This window comes from Streptomyces sp. NRRL F-5755 (assembly GCF_001279365.1).
GTDB lineage: Bacteria > Actinomycetota > Actinomycetes > Streptomycetales > Streptomycetaceae > Streptomyces > Streptomyces rimosus.
This window is the reverse complement of record NZ_LGCW01000259.1, coordinates 46,656-65,664: the sequence shown is the minus strand read 5'-3', so window position 1 is coordinate 65,664 and position 19,009 is coordinate 46,656. Positions and strand designations below refer to the sequence as shown.

Genomic DNA, 19,009 nt, shown 5'->3' with positions numbered 1-19,009 from the left:
GCGGCGGGGGCGGGGGGTGTAGGGCGCTGGAGGGGGCGGTGGGCGGTGGAGAGGCGGCGCCGGACGCTACCTCCGCACCCGCGGCATCCCCAGTCCGATCCACGAGATGATCTCGCGCTGGATCTCGTTGTTGCCGCCGCCGAACGTGAAGATGACCGCGGAGCGGTAGCCGCGTTCGAGGTCGCCGTGGAGGGCCGCGCCTGCCGAGCCGTCCTTCAGGGGGCCGGCGGCGGACAGGATCTCCATCAGCCAGGCGTAGGCGTCGCGGCGGGCCTCGGAACCGTAGACCTTGACGGCGGAGGCGTCCTGCGGGGTGAGCGTGCCGTGCTGGAGGGCGTCCACCATCTGCCAGTTCAGCAGCTTCATGGCGTCCAGGCGGGTGTGGGTACGGGCGAGCCGGCCGCGGACCCAGCCGAGGTCGATGACGCGCCGGCCGTCGGCCAGCTTCGTTTCCGCGGCCCAGCGCCGGACGTCGTGCAGGGCGCGGATCGCCATCGTGCCGTGGGCGGCGAGGGTGACCCGTTCGTGGTTGAGCTGGTTGGTGATGATCCGCCAGCCCTGGTTCTCCTCGCCGACCCGGCGGGTGACCGGGACGCGGATGTTCTCGTAGTAGCTGGCGGTGGTGTCGTGCGAGGCGAGGGTGTTGATACGGGTGCAGGAGTAGCCGGGCGCGGAGGTCGGTACGAGCAGCAGGCTGATGCCCTTGTGGGGCGGCACGCCCTCCTCGACGGGCGCGGTCCGCACCGCGAGCCAGACCCAGTCGGCGGTGTCGCCGTTGGTGGTCCAGATCTTCTGCCCGTTGACCAGGTAGGCGTCGCCGTCGCGTACGGCCCGGGTGCGCAGCGACGCGAGGTCCGTACCGGCGTCGGGTTCGCTGTACCCGATCGCGAAGTCGATCTCCCCGGAGAGGATGCGCGGCAGGAAGTACGCCTTCTGTTCGTCGCTGCCGTACCGCATGAGCGTCGGCCCGACGGTGTTCAGCGCCATCAGCGGCAGCGGCACGCCCGCCTGCGCGGCCTCGTCGAAGAAGATGAACTGCTCCATCGGCGTCATCCCCCGCCCGCCGTACTCCTCGGGCCACCCCACCCCCAGCCAGCCGTCCGCGCCGAGCCGGCGGATGGTGGCGCGGTAGAAGCGCTTCTGGACGGTGGGGCCGTCGCCGTCCGGCGGTCCGTCGGGGCCGCGGAAGCGCGTGTACGCGTCGTCGGGGACCAACGCGGCGAAGTACTCCCGCAGTTCGGCCCGCAGCCGCTGCTGTTCCGGGGTGTATTCGAGGTGCACGGCCCCTCCTGGTCCGACGGCGCCCGACCGGCCCGGGTGGCACCCGCGGTCGGCACGCGCGGCGCTTCTGACGGGCCGTCGGGTCAAGGGTCGTGGGGCACAGTAGAACGTGTTCCATTGATAGGGAAGGGCGGGGGCGGGCGGCGGCTTCGAGCAGGCCGGTCAAGGTGTGGCTCAGCGCGTAAGCAGCTATGCCATATCCCCTGATCAGCGACTGTCAGTGCCGCATCACTCCTCCCCGGTACGGCGGAAAGCGAGGTGGGCCGCGGAGAGTCGGCCTGTGCCGAAGGTCTCACGTTCCAGTGCGAGGTAGTGAATTGTCGCATCGTGGGCTTTTGCTCCCCAGCGGGCACTGATGGCTTCGCGGGCGCTGGTCGCCCGCGTGTGCCACGCATCCAGCGTCCGTACCCAGTCCTGCCGGTGGGTCCGCACCGACAGCAATTCCCAAAGCCCCTGCGCGGCAGTGAGGATATTCGGCAGAGCGGGAGGCCTGCCGGAGGGCTGTTGCGTCGCCTCCTCCAGCATGTCTCTTCCCTTCTGTTGTGTCGCGGCGTCCAGTCCTTTCGGGCCGATGACGACAACTTCCAACGCGAGCCCCGCGTCCGGCTTCGTCCACTGGTGCGCCCGCAGGAAAAAATCCCTCAGTGCGGTGACTTCTTCCTGCTGCCCGGGCGACCCGGAGCCGGTGACGTATTCCAGCGCGCTGATGCTCACCACCGCGTCGAACCGACGAGTCGGACGGAATGCCGCGTAGGGCAGACAGTCGACACTGACTCCCGGCGTCGCGCGCCGCAGAATCTCACGGCACTGATATCCATCGGGATCGATGCCGTGGGCGGAACGTGCCCCGCTGTGCCGGACAAGGTGATCGAGCATGCCTCCGAAACCGCACCCCACGTCCAGGACGTCCATGCCCGGGCGCACGCCGGCCAGTTCAGCGATCCGTTCGAGTTTGCGTTCCTGCGCTTTCTCCAGATCGGCGGTGCCCTGCCACAGAGCGCCGCTCAGGGTGGGCCGGCTGTCGGCCCACGCTCGGAGGTAGTCGACATCTTCCTGAGGCGTGGAGTCGGCCTGAGCCATCGGTGCTCCTTCCGGCCTGGCATGTTCCGGCCCTTTCAGCCTTTCCGCACATGGCCCGACTATCCCGACTCCGCATTTCCCATATCGTCATAGCACCAGCATTCTGGTGCACGGCGCCGAAATCCCGGTCGGCGCGTTCGCCGACGCCTTGCCGAGACCGCCGGTGCCGCCGGTGATCACGAGGGTCTTCGTGGAGGGAGGCGTGGTCCGGTCTTCCGCGCTCACAGGAACCGGGCCGCGATCTTCTCGGGTGTGACACGGACCGTAATCAGCTCGGGAAGGGTCGCCGCCGACTCCGGGTGGTGTTCGGCGTACGGCTTGCCGCTGTACTTGACGGCCAGCTCGTCCATCCGGTCGCGGCTCCCCGGGCCTTCGAACCGTGCGGTGCCGCTGATCACGGCGTACGCGTACGGCTCGTCCCGCGGGTTGACGGCGATGCTCAGCCGCGGATCGCGCCGCAGGTTGCGGATCTTGAGCTTGTCGACGCCCGTCACGAAGAACAGGTCCCCGCCGTCCCGGCCCACCCAGACGACGGACTGGTGCGGACTCCCGTCGGGCCGGAGGGTCGCGACGGTGACGAAGACCGGCGAATCGAGGACGTGGCGCAGCTTCTCCGACAGTTCGGCTGTGCGCATGCGGCAGCTCCTGAGTGAGGCAGCGAGAGAAGAAGTGACACAACTATGTGGCAGTTATTGCGCCAAGCGCAATGGCTTTGGGGCGCAACACTGGCCGTTCGGTCACGGCTCCGCGTATGCTCCGCTCACGATGAGAGCTGACGCGGCACGCAACCTGGACGCCGTCCTGCAGACCGGCGCGCGTCTGCTGGCGCGGGACCCGGGCACGAGCATCGCGGCCATCGCCGCTGCGGCAGGCGTCGACCGGCGCACCGTCTACCGTCGGTTCGACAGCCGCGAGGCGCTGATGGCAGCGGTGTACGTGGCGAAACTGGACGCCTGCGACGAAGTCTTCGCCCAGGCCCGGCTGGCCGAGGCACCGGTGCCGGTGGCGCTGCACCGGTACGTCGAAGGCACCGTCGCCGTCAGCCGCCGGTGGCCCGTGGATCTCGGCCGGGCGACCGACGAGACGGCCGCCGCGCGCCTTCGCCGCCTCCTCGAACGCCTCGATGCCTTCATGGCCCGTGCTGCCCGCGAAGGCTTCGTCCGCCCGGGACTGCCGGACGGGTGGGCCCGCTCGATGCTCGTCCACCTGACCAATGTCGCGTCCCACGACATGCCGGAACTCACCCCGGCCCAGGGCGCCGACCTCGTCAGCCAGTCCCTGTTCCAGGGCGTGGGCGCCGGGCCCAGGTAGCGCGCCTGGGCGGCGCCGGGGTCAGAAGGCGGTCGACGTCGGGCGGCCCGCTGCGGCCGAGGGGCGGCTCGCCCAGGCCCCTCCCTCCGTCTGCCCGTCGGCCGCCGGGCCCACCGTGGCCGGCCTGGCGGCGGCGTCGGCCAGGGCGCGCAGTGCCGTCGTGTGGTCCGAGGGCACGGCCAGGCGGTCGAGCAGGTCGTGGGCCTGGCGGAGCAGGCTGTCGCGCGTCGCGAGTGTCGCGGCCTGGACGGCGGGGTCCAGGAGCATGGCCTTGATCTCCGCTCGGCTGCCGGGGCTGTCGGCCGCCTCCGCCAGGAGCCGCAGCGCCCGCCGCCGCTCGGCGCCGGTGAGCCGCCGCACGGCGCAGACCAGGCGGTAGGTGGCGGTGCCGTGCCGCAGTTCCGCCGCCCGCTCGTCGCGCAGGTCCTCGTCGTCGATACGGAACTGCAGCAGAGTGCCGACGGTGTACCCGAACTCGCGCCACGCCGCGGTCACGGCGTCGGCGCAGCCCGCGACGCGCGCGGTCATGCCGCAGGCCATCGCGTACGCGGAGCCGCCCTTGTGCTCGTACGTCGTCAGCACGGACTGCGGGTCGACCGTCGCCACGGTGTTGACCAGGTCCCTGATCCGGCCGTCGTTGGTCAGGGTCCAGCCGTCGAGGTAGTCGCTGATCAGGCTCTCCCGCAGGGCGGCCGGGAGGTCGAGGGCGGCGAGGGCGCGCAGCGGCAGGCCGTGGCCGCATTCGAGCGCGGCCATCAGGGCGGGCCCGGTGCCCAGGCCGTACAGGGTGGCGTCCGCGTGCCCGTCGGCGATGTCGTCGAAGGCGTTGGCGGCCCGCCACCACAGCAGGTGGGCGGCGGCGACCGGCACGGCCGGCTCGGGGACGCCGGTGATGGCCGCGTGGGTCAGCAATGGCAGCGCGGTCTCGTTGCGTTCGCAACGGCCGCGGTCGATCACCTTCCGTACGGTGGTGCGCAGCGGTCCGCAGGCGTCGGGGTAGTCGTCCAGCTGCCGTTCGATGAACGCGGTCACTTCGGGCAGCAGCCGGGCGGTCGCCTCGTCGGCCCGTACCGTCGTGCTGGACATGCGTACCTCCGGTGCGGCGTTTTCGGAAGGTGCTGTTCCGTCAACTGGGTCGGGATGTGCGCCGCTTGAGTACCCGGGTGGACGGGGTCCATGCCCGGGTACGTACGCAGGTCACGGTGAGCCCCTGGTGACGGGCGGACAGGCCCTCAGTCCGCCGCCTCCGCCAGCCGCCGCAGCAGCGGGCCCGCCTCGGCGAGCCGGCGGATCTCGTCGGGGCGCAGCGAGGCCAGGCGCTTGGCCAGCACCTCGGCCTCGCCGCGTGCGATGTCGGCGAGCGCCGCCGCGCCGCGTTCGGTGGCCAGGATGCGGCTGGCCCGCCCGTCGGTGGGGTCGGGTTCGCGGCGGATCAGCCCGGCCGACTCCAGGCCCAGTACGGCCGCGGTGGCGGTCGGCTGGGAGCAGGGGACCCAGGCCGCGATCTCGCCGATCCGGGAGGGGCCCTGCTGGGTCAGCAGGGCCAGTACCGCGAGCTGAGTCGGCTGGATGCCGCCGGCCGCCGCCGCTCTGCGCAGGCTCCGGGTCAGCCGGTGCAGGGAAATCACCAGTTGCAGTGCCGCGTCGTCACCGATTGTCATCGCCCAGCCCATCGCGCCGCCCGGTTCGGGTTCAGGAAAGCGTAAGGCGGGGCCGGTACATGTCCAACCACAGGGCCAGGTCCAGCGTCTTTTCGAGGCCCTTGCGGGAGGCCTGGGTGATCTGCGGCGCGTCGTGCTCGACCGCCCGCTTGAGCCAGGCGCGGTCGACGATGTCGAAGACCGGGTGCGAGGAGCTGGCGAGCAGGTCCTTGGCGTGGTGCTGGAGCGCGACCGCGTACTTGGGGTCCTGCGTGGACGGGTACGGGCTCTTGACCCGGTCGTAGACCGACTTCGGCAGCACATCGGCGGTGGCCTCGCGCAGCAGGCTCTTCTCGCGCCCGTCGAACGACTTCAGCGCCCACGGCGTGTTGTAGACGTACTCGACCAGCCGGTGGTCGCAGAACGGCACCCGCACCTCCAGGCCGACGGCCATGCTCGCGCGGTCCTTGCGGTCGAGCAGGATGCGGACGAACCGGGTCAGGTGCAGATAGCAGACCTTGCGCATCCGGAACTCGAAGTCGCTCTCCCCGTCCAGGCGCTGTATCTCCTTGACCGCGGTGCGGTAGCCGTCCCGGACGTACGAGCGCAGGTCGAGGGTGTCGGCCAGTGCGGGGATGAGCACGCTGCCGTCGTCACCGAAGTGCTCGGCGAAGCGCACCAGCCACGGGAACGTTTCGGCGCGGCGGGCCTCCTCGTCGAAGAACTGCTTGTAGCCGCCGAAGACCTCGTCGGCCGACTCCCCCGACAGGGCGACGGTGGAGTGCTCGCGGATCGCCTTGAAGAGGAGGTACAGGGAGGCGTCCATGTCGCCGAAGCCCACCGGTATGTCCCGCGCCCGGATGACCTTCGCGCGCACCTCGGGGTCGGCCAGCGAGTCCGAGTCCAGGACGATGTCCTGGTGGTCGGTGCCGGAGAGGCGGGCCACGTCGTGGACGTACGGCGTGTCGGGGGTGGCGCGCAGGTCGTCGGCCACGAAGTGCTCGGTCTGGCCGACGAAGTCGACGGCGAAGCTGCGGACCGTCTCCCCCGCCTCGCCGAGCTGCCGGGCCGCCAGCGCGGTCATCGCCGAGGAGTCCAGGCCGCCGGAGAGCAGGGTGCAGCGCGGTACGTCGGAGACGAGCTGACGGCGGACGATGTCGTCGAGCAGCGACCGTACGTGGGCCACCGAGGTGTCCCGGTCGTCCTCGTGGGCGCGGGTCTCCAGCGACCAGTACACGTGCCGGCGCAGCCCGCCGCGGTCGACGGTGACCACCGTGCCGGGCTCGACCTCGTACATCCCGTCCCACACGGCGTGGCCGGGCGTCTTGACGAACGCGAAGAGCTCACGGACGCCGTCGAGGCCGACGGTGCGCTCGGCGAGCGGGTTGGCGAGGATCGCCTTGGGCTCGGAGCCGAACAGCACGCCGTCGGGCGTCTCGTAGTAGTAGAACGGCTTGATGCCCATCCGGTCGCGGATCATGACGAGACGCTGGCGCTGCTCGTCCCAGACGGCGAACGCGTACATGCCGTTGAGCCGTTCGGCGACCCCCTCGCCCCACTCCAGGTAGCCGCGCAGGACCACCTCGGTGTCGGAGTCGGTGGCGAAGCGGTGGCCGCGGCCGGTCAGCTCCTCGCGCAGCTCGGCGAAGTTGTACGCCTCGCCCGAGTAGACGATGACGACCGGGCTGCCGTCCTCCCGGTATACGGTCATCGGCTGCCGGCCGCCCGGAAGGTCGATGATCGCGAGACGGCGGTGTCCGAGGGCGGCGGGCCCCTGCACCCACGTACCGCGGTCGTCGGGCCCACGGCAGGACATCGTCTCGGTCATCGCGTCCACGGTCTCCTGCTCGGAGCGCAGGTCACGATCGAAGGAAATCCAGCCGGTGATACCACACATGCCATGTCCTCCTGCTCCGGCCCGGGAAGGCGGTCCGCCGGACACCGGCGCGGCGTGCGCGGGCACGGCGCGGCCCGGCGGCCCGACACCTCCACGGGTCAGTTGTATCGAGCACCTATATAACGAGGGTGTTCCTCGGGCGCCGCGCCGTCAACCTGGCCGTAACAGGCCGTCGGCTCGCGCAACGGGGTGTGAGGAGCCGGGAATTGGGCCGTGATCGGGGCTTTGATCTGCGGGTTTGCGGGTGTGGGGGTAAGGCCGGGCGCAGGTGGTGGATGGGCAGGAGCTTACGGGGATGTGAGGAAGGTTTTACCTGGGGCCGGTTCGAGGGTTCGGGGTGGGCGTGGGCGCACCCGTGTACTGGTACGCGGGCACTCCCCGGCCCCTGCACTGCCTCCCTACCGCCGCTTAGCCTCGCCTTCTACCGCCGCCGGGACATCCCCAAGACCGCGGCCAGCGTCCTCCCCAACCGGCGGAAGAGACCGCGTCGGCGGCGCGGCAGGGTGATGTCGCCGGCCGCCCGCCAGTCGGCCGTCTGCGCCACCATCGCGGTCAGGCTGCGGTAGAAGGGCGAGGACCGGTCGACTCCGTCCAGGTCGGCCCAGGTGAGCACGTGCGAGAGGACGCCGTCGTACTCGTGGTACGGGCGGGCCCGCATGTGGTCGGTCAGTTTGGCGCGTATCGCCCGCTGCCGCTCGGCCGGGAGGCCGGAGCCGCGCAACTCGTCCAGCAGCCGCTGGACGTTGCCGATGACCAGGTCGACGTAGGCGTCACGGCGCCGGGCGTCCGTCCGCCGGAGGGCGGCGTTCTGGAAGTCCTCCTCGCGTCCCGGTGTCTCGTCGCGCACCCGGTTCTCCTCCGCCGCGGACAGCGGGGGCACCGGGAAGTTCAGCATGCGGGAGCCGTACGCCTGGTTGACCGCGACGTGGGTCAGCTCGTGGACCAGCACCGCGAGCTGGTCGGCGCGGGCCGTGTCCGGTGTATAGGCGTAGGAGACGGCGTACTGGCCCTGGCCGAGGTCCCGCGTGTTGCCGCCGCCCGCGCCCGCCGTCCGCTCGAAGCCCGCCCGGTTGACGTGGCCGAGCAGCTCCGCCAAGAGCCGCTGGACGTATGGATCGCGGGTCTCGCGGGAGTAGTCGTGCAGCAGTTGCCGGTCCTGCGCCGTCGAGTCGTTCGCCACGGTGCCCTCCGCTCGGTGCGGCCTGCGGTGCGGTGACGCGTGCTCCGGCGCCAGTCTGCGTACTGCGGTCCGCCGCGCGGTATACGTAAACCCGCCGCACCGCGCCGCTGCCGGACTGCCGGACCCCCGGGCCGGGCTCAGACGCCCGTACTGCCGTCGATGCGCTCCCGTATGAGGTCGGCCTGGCCGCAGTGGCGGGCGTATTCGGCGGTCATGTGGGTGTAGATCCAGCGCAGGGTGACCGGCCCGTCCCGGTACACGCCGGTGTCCTCCAGCGCGCGGGAAGCGCAGTTCTTCCGGGCGTGCTCGATCTCGGCCTGCCATATGCGCCGGGCGTCCTCGTAAGTGGCCGACTCGTCGAGGTCGAAACCGCTGTTGGCGGAGCTGGCGTCCGGGTCGGAGCTGAAGAGCGTCGGTGCGTCCTCCTGGGCCAGCACCCTGCGGAACCAGAACCGCTCGACCGCCGCCAGGTGCCGGACCAGACCGAGCAGGGTCAGCGCCGAAGGCGGCGCGGACGCCTCGCGGAGCTGCTGCTCGGTCAGGCCGTCGCACTTCAGGGCGAGGGTGGTGCGGTAGAAGTCGAGCCAACTCTCCAGCGTGGCCCGCTCGTCGGCGTCCATCGGGGGCAAGGTACGTCCAGGTGTGCTCATGTCCCTCATCGTGACACGAGGGTCCGACAACGCGACCGGGCGACGGTCCCGTCCACCGCCCACCACGTGCAGGCCCCGCTCCCCCACTTCCCCGCCTACTCGTCCATCCCCTCGTCGGAGCCGCCCCGCACCCGCGCCGCCGCTCCTGCCCCGGCCCCCTCCGCGATCGCCCTCAGCGCCGTCAGATGCCGCTCGTACACGACCCGTCCCTCGGCCGTCAGCGAGAGCCAGGTCCGGGCGCGACGGCCCACCCGGCCCTTGGCGACGGCCACCCAGCCCGCCGCCTCCAGCGCCGCCACCTGCTTGGACAGTACGGAGTCGCTCACCTCGACCAGTTCTCGTACGACGGCGAACTCGGCCTTCTCCACCGGCGCGAGGGCCGCCACCACGGACAGTCGTACGGGCGAGTTGAGCAGCGGGGCGAGGGCGTGCCGGGGATGGCTGCCCGGGGAGCCGGCCGCGGTCCGCTGCGCCGTCACGACGACCGCCGCCTTTCGAGCCACGCTCCTACGGCGAGCGGCAGCGCGCACACCGCAGCCGCCACGGCCGCGAACACCACCCGGCTGTCCACGAACGCCGAGTTCCCGAGGAGGACCGCGGCGGTGTAGAGCACGGCCCAGGCGCCGATCAGCACCCCGTGTCGCGTCCCGAACCCGCGTCGCACGATGCGCTGCCGTGCCGCGTACACCGAGAGCCCGGTGACCAGCCCTGCGTTGACCAGGGTGAAGAGCAGCGCGGCGACCGGGCCGTGCCCCAGCAGGGCGGTCGGCACGAGCACCAGCTGACCGGCGGCGTACACCCACAGGTACCGGGCGTACCAGCCGCTGCGTAACCGCGCCGCCTTCTCCACCGCGGCGGCCCGCCCCAACGCGTCCACCGGGTCGGTGATTTCCCGCACAGCTCCTCCTCGGTCGGCGGCACAACCGTCAGCACCACCTCGTCATTGCCAAGATGCCAATCACCTTCCAACTTGGCAAGTAAAAGAGCGGCAGAAGGGCGGCAGTTGGCCACCGACCTGAGAACAAGCCCCCTCACCCGCCCTCCCCGCCCGCCACCAACGGCAGCTCCGTCCACACCGTCTTGCCCTCCCGGGTGTGGCGGGCGCCCCAGCGGTCCGTCAGTTGGGCGACCAGGAGGAGGCCGCGTCCGCCCTCGTCGGTGCTGAGGGCGCGTCTGAGGTGGGGGGCGGTGCTGCTGGGGTCGGAGACCTCGCAGATCAGGGTGCGGTCGCGGATGAGGCGCAGCGTGATCGGTGTGCCGCCGTACCGGTAGGCGTTGGTGACCAGTTCGCTCACCACCAGTTCGGCGGTGAAGGCCAGTTCCTCCTGGCCCCATTCGGTCAGCGTCGCGGACGTCAGCTCGCGCGCCTCGGCGGCGGCGGTCGGTTCCGCGGGCAGTTCCCAGGTGGCGACCGATTCCGGCGGCAGCGCGCGCGTACGGGCCAGGAGCAGCGCGACATCGTCCTGCGGGTGCACCGGCAGCAGCGCCTCCACCGCCGCCTTGCAGCGGTCCTCCAGGCGGCAGGCGGGCTGCTCCAGCGCTCCGCGCAGCAGCGCCAGGCCCTCGTCGAGGTCCCGCCTGTGTACTTCCAGCAGCCCGTCCGTGTAGAGCGCGAGCAGGCTGCCCTCGGCGAGTTCGAGTTCGGCGGACTCGAACGGCAGGCCGCCCAGCCCGAGCGGCGGCCCGGCCGGCAGGTCGGGGAGGGTCATCCGGCCGTCGGGGCCGACCACGGCGGGCGGTACGTGGCCCGCGCGGGCCATGGTGCAGCGGCGGGAGACCGGGTCGTAGACCGCGTACAGGCAGGTGGCGCCGATGACCTGAGGGCTCTCCGGGCCGCCGCCGGCCGACTCCTGCTCCTCGGCCAGGCGGTTGACGAGGTCGTCCAGGTGGGAGAGCACTTCGTCGGGGGCGAGGTCGAGGTTGGCCAGGGTGTGCACCGCCGTACGCAGCCGCCCCATGGTGGCCGCGGCGTGCAGTCCATGGCCGACGACGTCGCCGACGACGAGGGCGACGCGGGCGCTGGAGACGGGGATGACGTCGAACCAGTCGCCGCCGACGCCCGCGGCGGGGTCGGCGGGCAGATAGCGGTGGGCGACCTCGACGGCGAGCTGTTCGGGCAGTTCGCGCGGCAGCAGGCTGCGCTGGAGGGTCAGCGCGCCGTAGTGCTCCTGGGTGTAGCGGCGGGCGTTGTCGATGCAGATGGCGGCGCGGGAGACGAACTCCTGGGCCAGGACGAGGTCGTCCTGCTCGAACGGCTCGGAGCGTTCCGCGCGCCACAGGCTCACCAGGCCGAGCACCAGGCCGCGGGCGGCCAGCGGCACGACGATCAGCGAATGGGCGCCCAGGCGCAGGGCCTGTTCGGAGCGCTCCGGGTCCTGGATGTACCAGCCGGTGCTGTGCGCGAGGTCCGGTTCGAGGAGCGGCTGCTGCTCGGCGAGGCACTGCGCCTGCGGCGTACCCGGGGCGAAGCGGAACACCTCGCCGACGGGGTACATGACGTCCAGGCCCTCCGCCACGACGGACCGTACGGCCGTCCGGTGCACGGGCACGTAGGTCCCCCGGGTGGGGTCCTGGCCGCGGGTGACCGGCTCCAGCAGGTCGACGGAGACCGCGTCGGCGAGGTCGGGCACCGCGACCTCGGCCAGTTCCCGTGCGGTCTGTGCGACGTCCAGTGTGGTGCCGATGCGGGCGCTCGCCCGGTTGAGGACGGCGAGCCGGTGCTGGGCCCGGTGCCGGTCGGTGACGTCTTCCACCATTTGGGTGACGCCGAGCACCTCCCCGGAGGAGGGGGCGCGCATCCGGAACGCGGACACGGACACGACGCGTTCCCGGCCGGGGTCGATACGCAGCCGGCACGACTGCTCGGTGAAGATCAGCGGCCGGCCGGTCTCCAGCACCCTGCGCAGCCGCCCCTCGATGGTGGCCACGTCCGGGCCGACGAGGAAGTCCTCCATGCGCAGGCCCCGGTGTGCCGGGACGGGGCGCCGGCTGATGCTCGCGATGGCCCGGTTGATACGGAGGATGCTCAGGTCGGGGGCGTGTACGGACAGCCCGATGGGAGAGTTGCGGAACAGGCCCTCCAGTACGGAGCGGTCGATCTCCCATTGAGCCACCTCGGCCGCGGGCGCGGCGACGACGAACCACTCGTACGCGTCGTCGCCCCGGACGACGGACCGGACCCGGAAGCCCAGCTCGACGCGTTGTCCGTCGCGGTGCAGCAGCGGCAGGACGCCGGACCAGCCCCCGTCGCGGCGGGCCGCGGCGGCCGCCTCGGCGGCCGCGGCCCGGTCGTCGTCGTGCAGCAGGAAGGTGTCCGCGCGCCGCCCCAGCACGTCCTGCGGCCGGTAGCCGAGCAGGTCCTCGGCGCATCCGCTCCAGCCCGCGACCGTGCCCCGCTCGTCGAGCACCGCCGAAGCCGCCCGGCTCAGCGCGAACGGGTCCTCCGGGCACTCGGCGGGCTCCGGCACCGGTGCGTCCATCGCTTCGCCCCTTCGACTCGCCGACGTGCCCCGGCCGCCGTCCTACGGCGACTCCCGAGGAGGACGACCCGAGCTCCTGACTCGCGCAGCTCTGCCCCAGTATCGTTTCGCCTCGCCTGCCCCGCGCCTCGGGCCGGGGCGGGAGGCCGGGCACTCGGCCGATTGGGGGCCCTCCTGGCCGCGCATGAATCCGGTCCCCCCTCGGACGTGCCGAGCCGGCCCGCGAAGCTCTCGTCGCCGCGGTGCGGGAGGAGACCTGCCTGAGTGCGTCCGGAACGGTGGTGCTGTGAGCGCACGCGTGAGTACGTCGTGCGCGGCTACGTAGGTGCGCCGTAAGTCCCTGACCTGGATGCGCACCGGGCGTGGCGGTCCGCCCTCGACCGGCCGGCCGCCCTGCCCCCGGACCCCGGCGTCCACCAGTCGCACATCCGCTCGATAAGTTGTGCGTAAGGTCCCATGCCCGGCATGAGCGTCATGTCGGAGACTCGGTCATCACCCTTCTCGGAGAAACCATGCGACGTGCCCTCATTCCGCTCGGTGCCGTGGCCCTGCTGTGCGCCGGCTGCTCCGGAGGGACCGCGGACAAGGCCGGGCCGTCCCCGAAGGCGTCCGCCTCCGCGCCGGCACTGGACGCCGACCACGGGGCGGCGGTGAAGGCCGCCGTCGCCGCCACCGTCAAGGGCAGCGCCCGGGTCGACGAGACGATCGAGATGGGCGACGGGACCAAGACGTACACCCTCACCGTCAAGGGCGACTTCGACTGGGCGGGTGCCAAGGGGCGGCTCAAGACGGGTCTCCACATGGGCCGTGCCTCGGACGCCGCCGCGGGCGGGCCGGAGATGGAGCAGATATTCTCCGGCGGCACCGTCTACATCGGCGGGTTCCGCGACCAGCACGGTGCCTGGGGGTCGGTGCGCCGGGACAAGGCGGAGGTCCAGCGGATTCTCCGGGCGCCGCTGAACGACCCCGAGCACGTCCTGAAGCAGGTGTCCCTGATGCGCGGGGCGAAGAAGGCGGGCGAGGAGAAGATCGGCGGCGCACCGGCCGTGCACTACCGCGGGCGGCTCGACAACGAGACGATCATGCTGCGGATGTCGGAGCGCGGCCGGTCGAAGGTCGCCCAGGTGCGGCAGGCGATCGGTGAGCTGGTCGTGTACGCGGACGCCTGGGTCGGCCGCGACGGCCGGATCGTCCGTACGCGGCTCTCCTGGCCGCTGGGCGCCGGCGGCGGCACCGCGACGATGAACCTCACCGACTTCGGCAAGGCGGTGAAGGTCACCGTCCCCGCGTCCGGCAAGGTCACCCCCATGCCGTCGGCCGACGGTCCGATGCTCAGCTGAGGACGGGCGGCGGCCCGGCCCGTCATGAGGCCGGGCCCGCCACCGGCTCACCGGGCGTCAGCCGCCGTGCAGCCGCAGCACGGTGAGCGAGTACGCCGGGAACGTATACGTGAACCGCCTACCGAGCCCGTTCAGCGGTACCGACCGGGGCACGACCGCCGTCGGATCGCTGAGCGTGTTGGTCGCCTCCGGGCCCGGCCCGGACAGGATCTCGGCCCGCCCGGCGGACCCGATGGTCCGGATGCCGTCGATGCGTACGGACGTGGTGCGCGGTGTGCCTCCGGTGTTGACGACGGCGACGTACAGCCGTCCGGTCCGGTGGTCGCGGGTGGTGACGGCGCTCAGGCCGGGCAGGGCGCGGACCGCGGTGGGCAGCACGGTGTCGCCCCGGTGGGTGCGCAGCAGCTGCTGTGCGTAGGAGCTGGGCGAGTGGTAGCTGGTCAGGCCGTCGTACGCGATGAGGTTGGTGGCCCAGGTGTTGTCGCGGACGTGGCTGAACAGGGGCGCGTAGCACTCCATCACCACGTGGTCGCTGTTGCGGATGATGCCGGTGAGCCAGGAGGCGTCGCCGAGCGCGGCCCGCAGGTTGGGGGTGGGGCGGCCTTCCTGGGCCGCCCATTCGCCCACGAAGACCTTGGGGGTGGCGCGGTCGCGCCGGTCGTAGAAGTGGGCCCCGGCGGCGAAGGCGGCGGGTGAGCGGTAGTAGTGCTCGTCGATGAGGTCGTAGGGGCGGCTGCGGACGGGGGTGGTGGCGATGAGCTTCAGGTGCGGGTACGTCCGGGTGAGCGCGTCGTGGAAGGCCGCGTAGCGCTCCTCGTACGAGCCGGAGGTGTCGAACCAGTCCTCGTTGCCGATCTCCACGTACGTGAGCGGGTACGGCGCTGGGTGGCCGTCGGCGGCACGCCGGGCGCCCCAGGGGGAGGTGGCGGGCCCGGTGATGTACTCGATCTGGTCCAGCGCGTCCTGGACGAAAGGCCGCAGGGCCTCGCCGGTGACGTGCTCGCCCTTGAGCGAGTAGCCCGCGTACACGCACAGCACCGGCTCGCAGTCCAGGTCCTCGGCCATCTGAAGGTATTCGGGCAGGCCGAGACCGTCGGTGGACCAGTAGCCCCAGGCGGAGTTGCGGTGGCCGGGGCGGCGTTCGACGGGGCCGATGGTCTTCTTCCAGTCGAAGCGGTCGGCGATCACATTGCCTTCGAGGTAGTTGCCGCCGGGGAAGCGCAGGAAGGCGGGCCGCAGCGCGGCGAGCGCGGCCATCAGGTCGGGACGCAGGCCGTTGGGGCGGTTCCGGTACGTGGGCGGGAACAGGGAGACGTGGGCGAGCCACAGGGTGCCCGTGGTGCCGGTGGTGCCCGCTGTGGTCACGGTCAGGCGCGCGTCCATGGTCGTCGGTGCGGTGGGCGGGGTGCGCAGGGTCAGGTCGTAGCGGCGCCAGTCGCGGCCGGGGGCCGGTGCGGCGGCCCGTGCGTATACGGTGCCGTCGCTGCCGGTGAGGGCGAGGGTGAGCGGCCCGGTGCGGCCGTCGGCCTTGGCGAAGCAGGAGGCGCGGTAGGTGGTGGCGGGGCGTACGGGGATGCCCCAGTAGCCGTCGTTGGCCGCGCCGGAGCCGGGGCCGCGCACGGTGATCCGCAGGGAGCGGGTGAGCGCTTCGTTGAGGGGCACGGCGGGGTCCAGGGCGATCGTGGCGCCGCCGAGGGCACTCCAGTGCAGCGGAGTGCGGGTATCGGCCATGAAGCTGCGGTTGCTGACGAGTTCGGCGTACAGGCCGCCTTCGCCGCTGTGGTTGATGTCCTCGAAGAAGATGCCGCCGAGCCGGGGCGGGACGGTGGGGCCGGGGCGGCGGGCGTCGATGGTGAGCAGCGGTGTGGTGTCCCGCTCCGGTACGCCGGCCAGCCGGGCGACCTGTGCGCCGCTCAGGGCGGTGTCGTAGCAGCGTACGTCGTCGATGCCGCCCTGGAAGTGGTCCGCCTCGGCGCCGCCGAACAGGCCGCGTCCGACGGTGGTGGCGCCGGTGGCCCGCCAGCCTCCCGGGGCGGGCACTTCGCCTTCCAGTACGCCGTCGACGTACAGCCGTAAGAGGCCCGCCGCCGCGTCCGCGACGCCCGCGAGGTGGTACCAGCGCCCGGCCTCGGGGGCGCAGCCCGCGCCGGCGATCACGGCGGCGCCGTTGGCGTCGGCCGTGTCCCTCGGCAGCCGGGTGAAGGCGAACGCCCGTGTGTCGTCGCGCAGTTGGAGGTAGCAAGCGCTGACGGCGGTGCCGTCGAGGGCGACGGCGGTACGGAAGCCGTCGGTGGCCGCGAGGCGGACCCGGGCGGTGAGGGTGAAGCCGTGCGCGGTGTCGACGGCGGGTCCGGCGGCGGTGGCGCAGGCGCGCCCGGCCAGGGCGAGGCCGTGGCCGGTGTGGCCGTCACCCCAGGCGGCTCCGCCGCGCAGGGTGAGGGTGCGGCCGTGGCCCGAGCTGTCGGCGGCGGTGGTGCCGCGGCCTTCCTCGAAGGCCCAGTGGGCGACGGGGGCGGGCAGCGCGGGGCCCGGTTCCGCGGCGGCGGGCGGTGCCGCGCCGGTGCGCAGCGCTTCGGTCAGGGCCGTCGCGCCCAGTGCGGCGATCACGGTTCTTCGTCCGGGCCCACCCGGGACCGCTCCCGGGCGCTGGTCGTCGCTCGCCATGAGGTACCCCTCCACTCGACTGTGTACGGGATATCGAACGCCGTGCGGCATACCGCCCGGCCTTCGAGGGAGGATGCGCCCCGCACGCCGCCACGTCAACACCCGTCACACACACCGCGCGTGAACCGCCCCGGCCGAACGGCGGCAGCTCACCGCGCCCCCATTGACACGGTCCGGCGGCGCTCATTACGGTCACGCCACCATTTCGGACGCGTGACGAAATATCGAACACGATGGAGGGTCAGCTCCCGTGCGCATCAGCGGTATCAGCACGCATGTCGTCGGCACCCCCTGGCGCAACCTCACCTACGTACAGGTCCACACCGACGAGGGCCTCACCGGCGTCGGCGAGACCCGCATGCTGGGCCGCACCGACGCCCTCCTCGGCTATCTGGCCGAAGCGGCGGACCACCACCTCACCGGCTCCGACCCGTTCAACATTGAAGACCTCGTGCAACGCATGAAGTACGGCGACTACGGGCGCGCCGGGGAGATCGTGATGTCCGCCGTCGCGTGCGTGGAGACGGCCTGCTGGGACATCAAGGGCAAGGCGCTGGGCGTACCGGTGTGGCAGCTGCTCGGCGGCCGGGTGCGCGATCGCGTCAAGGCGTACGCCAACGGCTGGTACACCACCGAGCGCACACCGGAGGGCTACCACGCCGCCGCCCGCGCCGTGGTGGAACGCGGCTACCAGGCACTGAAGATCGACCCGTTCGGCACCGGCCACCTCGAACTCGACCCGGCCGGCACCCGCTACGCCGTCTCGCTCATCGAGGCCGTACGGGACGCCATCGGCCCGGACCGGGAGCTGATGGTGGAGATGCACGGGCGGTTCAGCCCCGCCACCGCGGTACGGCTCGCCCGCGAGCTGGCGCCCTTCGGCCCGGCGTGGCTGGAGGAACCCGTACCGCCGGAGAACCTGAAGGCGCTGGCCAAGGTCGCCGGCAAGGTGGACACGCCGATCGCGACCGGGGAGCGCATCCACGACCGGATCGAGTTCCGCGAGCTGTTCGAGTCGCAGGCGGCGGACATCGTCCAGCCGGACGTGGGCCACTTCGGCGGCATCCTGGAGACCCGCAAGCTCGCCGCGACCGCCGAGACGCACTACATGATGATCGCGCCGCACAACGTGGGCGGCGGGGTGCTGACCGCCGCCTCCCTCCAACTCGCGGGCTGCACGCCCAACTTCAAGGTCCTGGAGCACTTCAACGACTTCGCCGACTCCGACATCAAGCGGGTCGTCAAGGGCGCGCCCGAGGTGGTGGACGGGTACTTCACCCTGCCCGACGCGCCCGGCCTCGGCGTCGAGCTGGACACCGACGCGGCGGCCGAATTCCCGCAGCAGCCGGCCCGCTTCGACCTGTGGGCCGAGGGGTGGGAGCGGCGCGAAGCGGGCGGCGGGCACCGGTGACCGCGCCCGCGCGCACCCGGTCCGTCCTCGTCGAAGGCCCGGGCCGGCACCGCCTCGTGAGCGCGCCCACCCCCTCCCCCGGGCCCGGCGAGGCGCTGGTACGGGTGGCGGCGGCGGGCCTGTGCGGCAGTGACCGCGAGGTGTACGACGGCGGACGGCCCGCCCCGTACGTCCGCTACCCGATCGTCCCCGGCCACGAGTGGGCGGGCACGGTCGCGGCGGTCGGCGACGGGGTGCCGGACGCGCTGACCGGCCGCAAGGTCGTCGGCGAGAACTTCCGTACCTGTCTGGCCTGCGACCGCTGCCGGGCCGGCGAGACCTCGCTGTGCGCCGCGGCCTACGACGAGACCGGCTTCACCCGCCCCGGCGCGTTCGCGGACACCCTGGTGGTGCCCGCCCGGCTGCTGCACCCGCTGCCCGACGACGCGGATCTCGACGCCGCGGCGCTGCTGGAACCGGCCGCGGTCGCCGCCGCTGCCGCGCTGGCCGCCCGCGCGGTGCCCGGCGAGCGGATCGCGGTGCTGGGCGCGGGCACCCTCGGGCTGCTGGCCGTACGGTTCCTGGCCGCCGTCTCCCCCGCCGAGCTGATCGCCGTCGATCCGCGCCGGGCCCGTGCCGAACAGGCCCTGGCGATGGGCGCGACCGGCACCCGCTCGCCCGGTACGGGGTCCGGCGGCTTCGACGTGGTGGTGGAGACCGCGGGCGCGCCGGACACCGCCGCGACGGCGGCGGAACTCGTCCGCCGCGGCGGCCGGGTGGTCCTGACCGGCCTGCCGGGCTCCGGCGCCCGCGGCCTCGACCCGGTACGCCTGGTCACGGACCACCTCACCGTACGCGGCGTCTTCGGCGCGCCGTCCGCCGCCTGGACCCATGCCGTACGGGCCTTCACCACCGGCCTGCTGGACCCCGCGCCACTGATCACGCACACGTTTCCGCTGGAGCGCTGGGGCGAGGCCGTGGCGCTGGTGGGCGGCGGCGATCCGGGGGTGGGGAAGGTGCTGGTGCGGCCGGAGGCGTAGGCGGCGCCCGCGCGCCGCCGAACAGCTCGGCCGCCTCATGCCCGCTATCCCGAACCT

General features: G+C 72.5%; 16 protein-coding genes. 4 read left to right on the top strand and 12 right to left on the bottom strand.

The window, feature by feature from the left end; genetic code table 11:
• Window positions 1-66 precede the first annotated feature (66 nt).
• The 3 genes from ADK86_RS21265 to ADK86_RS21255 form a co-directional block, all read right to left on the bottom strand.
• Window positions 67-1,281: an acyl-CoA dehydrogenase family protein gene (locus ADK86_RS21265; protein ID WP_053697996.1), complete on the bottom strand. Its 1,215-nt coding sequence runs from the start codon at window positions 1,279-1,281 to the stop codon at window positions 67-69.
• Window positions 1,282-1,509: 228 nt separating this feature from the next.
• A complete protein-coding gene (locus ADK86_RS21260; RefSeq protein ID WP_053697995.1) occupies window positions 1,510-2,361 on the bottom strand; it encodes an SAM-dependent methyltransferase in 852 nt (283 codons plus the stop codon).
• Window positions 2,362-2,582: 221 nt separating this feature from the next.
• Window positions 2,583-2,996, bottom strand: coding sequence for a PPOX class F420-dependent oxidoreductase (locus ADK86_RS21255; protein WP_053697994.1), 414 nt, complete (start codon window positions 2,994-2,996; stop codon window positions 2,583-2,585).
• Between the two features lie 130 nt (window positions 2,997-3,126).
• Between ADK86_RS21255 and ADK86_RS21250 the strand changes: the two genes are divergently transcribed.
• The gene (locus ADK86_RS21250; protein WP_053697993.1) at window positions 3,127-3,672 is read left to right on the top strand and encodes a TetR/AcrR family transcriptional regulator; all 546 of its coding nucleotides are present in this window, start codon (window positions 3,127-3,129) and stop codon (window positions 3,670-3,672) included.
• 21 nt (window positions 3,673-3,693) lie between these two features.
• Here ADK86_RS21250 and ADK86_RS21245 read toward each other — a convergent pair whose 3' ends face one another.
• The 8 genes from ADK86_RS21245 to ADK86_RS21210 form a co-directional block, all read right to left on the bottom strand.
• Window positions 3,694-4,758, bottom strand: a complete 1,065-nt coding sequence (locus ADK86_RS21245; protein WP_053697992.1) for a hypothetical protein — start codon at window positions 4,756-4,758, stop codon at window positions 3,694-3,696.
• Between the two features lie 146 nt (window positions 4,759-4,904).
• On the bottom strand, window positions 4,905-5,333 hold the full coding sequence (locus ADK86_RS21240) for a MarR family winged helix-turn-helix transcriptional regulator (RefSeq protein WP_053698002.1): 429 nt from the start codon (window positions 5,331-5,333) through the stop codon (window positions 4,905-4,907).
• Between the two features lie 31 nt (window positions 5,334-5,364).
• Complete coding sequence (gene asnB / locus ADK86_RS21235; RefSeq protein WP_053697991.1) at window positions 5,365-7,209, bottom strand: asparagine synthase (glutamine-hydrolyzing); 1,845 nt, start codon at window positions 7,207-7,209, stop codon at window positions 5,365-5,367.
• A gap of 421 nt (window positions 7,210-7,630) precedes the next feature.
• The gene (locus ADK86_RS21230) at window positions 7,631-8,389 is read right to left on the bottom strand and encodes a hypothetical protein (protein ID WP_053697990.1); all 759 of its coding nucleotides are present in this window, start codon (window positions 8,387-8,389) and stop codon (window positions 7,631-7,633) included.
• Between the two features lie 137 nt (window positions 8,390-8,526).
• Window positions 8,527-9,039, bottom strand: a complete 513-nt coding sequence (locus ADK86_RS21225) for a DinB family protein (protein ID WP_199834441.1) — start codon at window positions 9,037-9,039, stop codon at window positions 8,527-8,529.
• A 95-nt stretch (window positions 9,040-9,134) separates the two neighbouring features.
• Window positions 9,135-9,518 carry a transcriptional regulator gene (locus ADK86_RS21220; protein WP_053697988.1) on the bottom strand — a complete coding sequence of 128 codons (384 nt, stop codon included), beginning with the start codon at window positions 9,516-9,518 and terminating at the stop codon, window positions 9,135-9,137.
• Window positions 9,515-9,937, bottom strand: a complete 423-nt coding sequence (locus ADK86_RS21215; protein WP_053697987.1) for a hypothetical protein — start codon at window positions 9,935-9,937, stop codon at window positions 9,515-9,517. The genes ADK86_RS21220 and ADK86_RS21215 overlap by 4 nt, the downstream gene beginning before the upstream one ends.
• A gap of 133 nt (window positions 9,938-10,070) precedes the next feature.
• A complete protein-coding gene (locus tag ADK86_RS21210; RefSeq protein ID WP_053697986.1) occupies window positions 10,071-12,518 on the bottom strand; it encodes a SpoIIE family protein phosphatase in 2,448 nt (815 codons plus the stop codon).
• 512 nt (window positions 12,519-13,030) lie between these two features.
• On the opposite strand from ADK86_RS21210, the gene ADK86_RS21205 reads away from it, so the two are divergent.
• The gene (locus ADK86_RS21205) at window positions 13,031-13,858 is read left to right on the top strand and encodes a hypothetical protein (RefSeq protein WP_053697985.1); all 828 of its coding nucleotides are present in this window, start codon (window positions 13,031-13,033) and stop codon (window positions 13,856-13,858) included.
• A 57-nt stretch (window positions 13,859-13,915) separates the two neighbouring features.
• Here the strand turns inward: ADK86_RS21205 and ADK86_RS21200 are convergent, their stop codons facing one another.
• The gene (locus ADK86_RS21200) at window positions 13,916-16,522 is read right to left on the bottom strand and encodes an alpha-L-arabinofuranosidase C-terminal domain-containing protein (RefSeq protein ID WP_053697984.1); all 2,607 of its coding nucleotides are present in this window, start codon (window positions 16,520-16,522) and stop codon (window positions 13,916-13,918) included.
• 250 nt (window positions 16,523-16,772) lie between these two features.
• Here ADK86_RS21200 and ADK86_RS21195 point away from each other — a divergent pair, with 250 nt between their 5' ends.
• Together ADK86_RS21195 and ADK86_RS21190 are read left to right on the top strand one after the other, a co-directional pair.
• Entirely contained in the window at window positions 16,773-17,933 is a 1,161-nt protein-coding gene (locus tag ADK86_RS21195; RefSeq protein WP_053697983.1) for a mandelate racemase/muconate lactonizing enzyme family protein, read from the top strand.
• A complete protein-coding gene (locus ADK86_RS21190) occupies window positions 17,930-18,952 on the top strand; it encodes a zinc-dependent alcohol dehydrogenase (RefSeq protein ID WP_053697982.1) in 1,023 nt (340 codons plus the stop codon). The genes ADK86_RS21195 and ADK86_RS21190 overlap by 4 nt, the downstream gene beginning before the upstream one ends.
• Window positions 18,953-19,009: the final 57 nt, after the last annotated feature.

Excerpts from the sequence above, each read along its gene's own strand:
- ADK86_RS21260 (WP_053697995.1), bottom strand. The coding sequence starts at position 2,361 with ATGGCTCAGGCCGACTCCACGCCTCAGGAAGATGTCGACTACCTCCGA.
- ADK86_RS21255 (WP_053697994.1), bottom strand. The coding sequence starts at position 2,996 with ATGCGCACAGCCGAACTGTCGGAGAAGCTGCGCCACGTCCTCGATTCG.
- ADK86_RS21250 (WP_053697993.1), top strand. The coding sequence starts at position 3,127 with ATGAGAGCTGACGCGGCACGCAACCTGGACGCCGTCCTGCAGACCGGC.
- ADK86_RS21245 (WP_053697992.1), bottom strand. The coding sequence starts at position 4,758 with ATGTCCAGCACGACGGTACGGGCCGACGAGGCGACCGCCCGGCTGCTG.
- ADK86_RS21240 (WP_053698002.1), bottom strand. The coding sequence starts at position 5,333 with ATGACAATCGGTGACGACGCGGCACTGCAACTGGTGATTTCCCTGCAC.
- asnB (WP_053697991.1), bottom strand. The coding sequence starts at position 7,209 with ATGTGTGGTATCACCGGCTGGATTTCCTTCGATCGTGACCTGCGCTCC.
- ADK86_RS21225 (WP_199834441.1), bottom strand. The coding sequence starts at position 9,039 with ATGAGCACACCTGGACGTACCTTGCCCCCGATGGACGCCGACGAGCGG.
- ADK86_RS21210 (WP_053697986.1), bottom strand. The coding sequence starts at position 12,518 with ATGGACGCACCGGTGCCGGAGCCCGCCGAGTGCCCGGAGGACCCGTTC.
- ADK86_RS21205 (WP_053697985.1), top strand. The coding sequence starts at position 13,031 with ATGCGACGTGCCCTCATTCCGCTCGGTGCCGTGGCCCTGCTGTGCGCC.
- ADK86_RS21200 (WP_053697984.1), bottom strand. The coding sequence starts at position 16,522 with ATGGCGAGCGACGACCAGCGCCCGGGAGCGGTCCCGGGTGGGCCCGGA.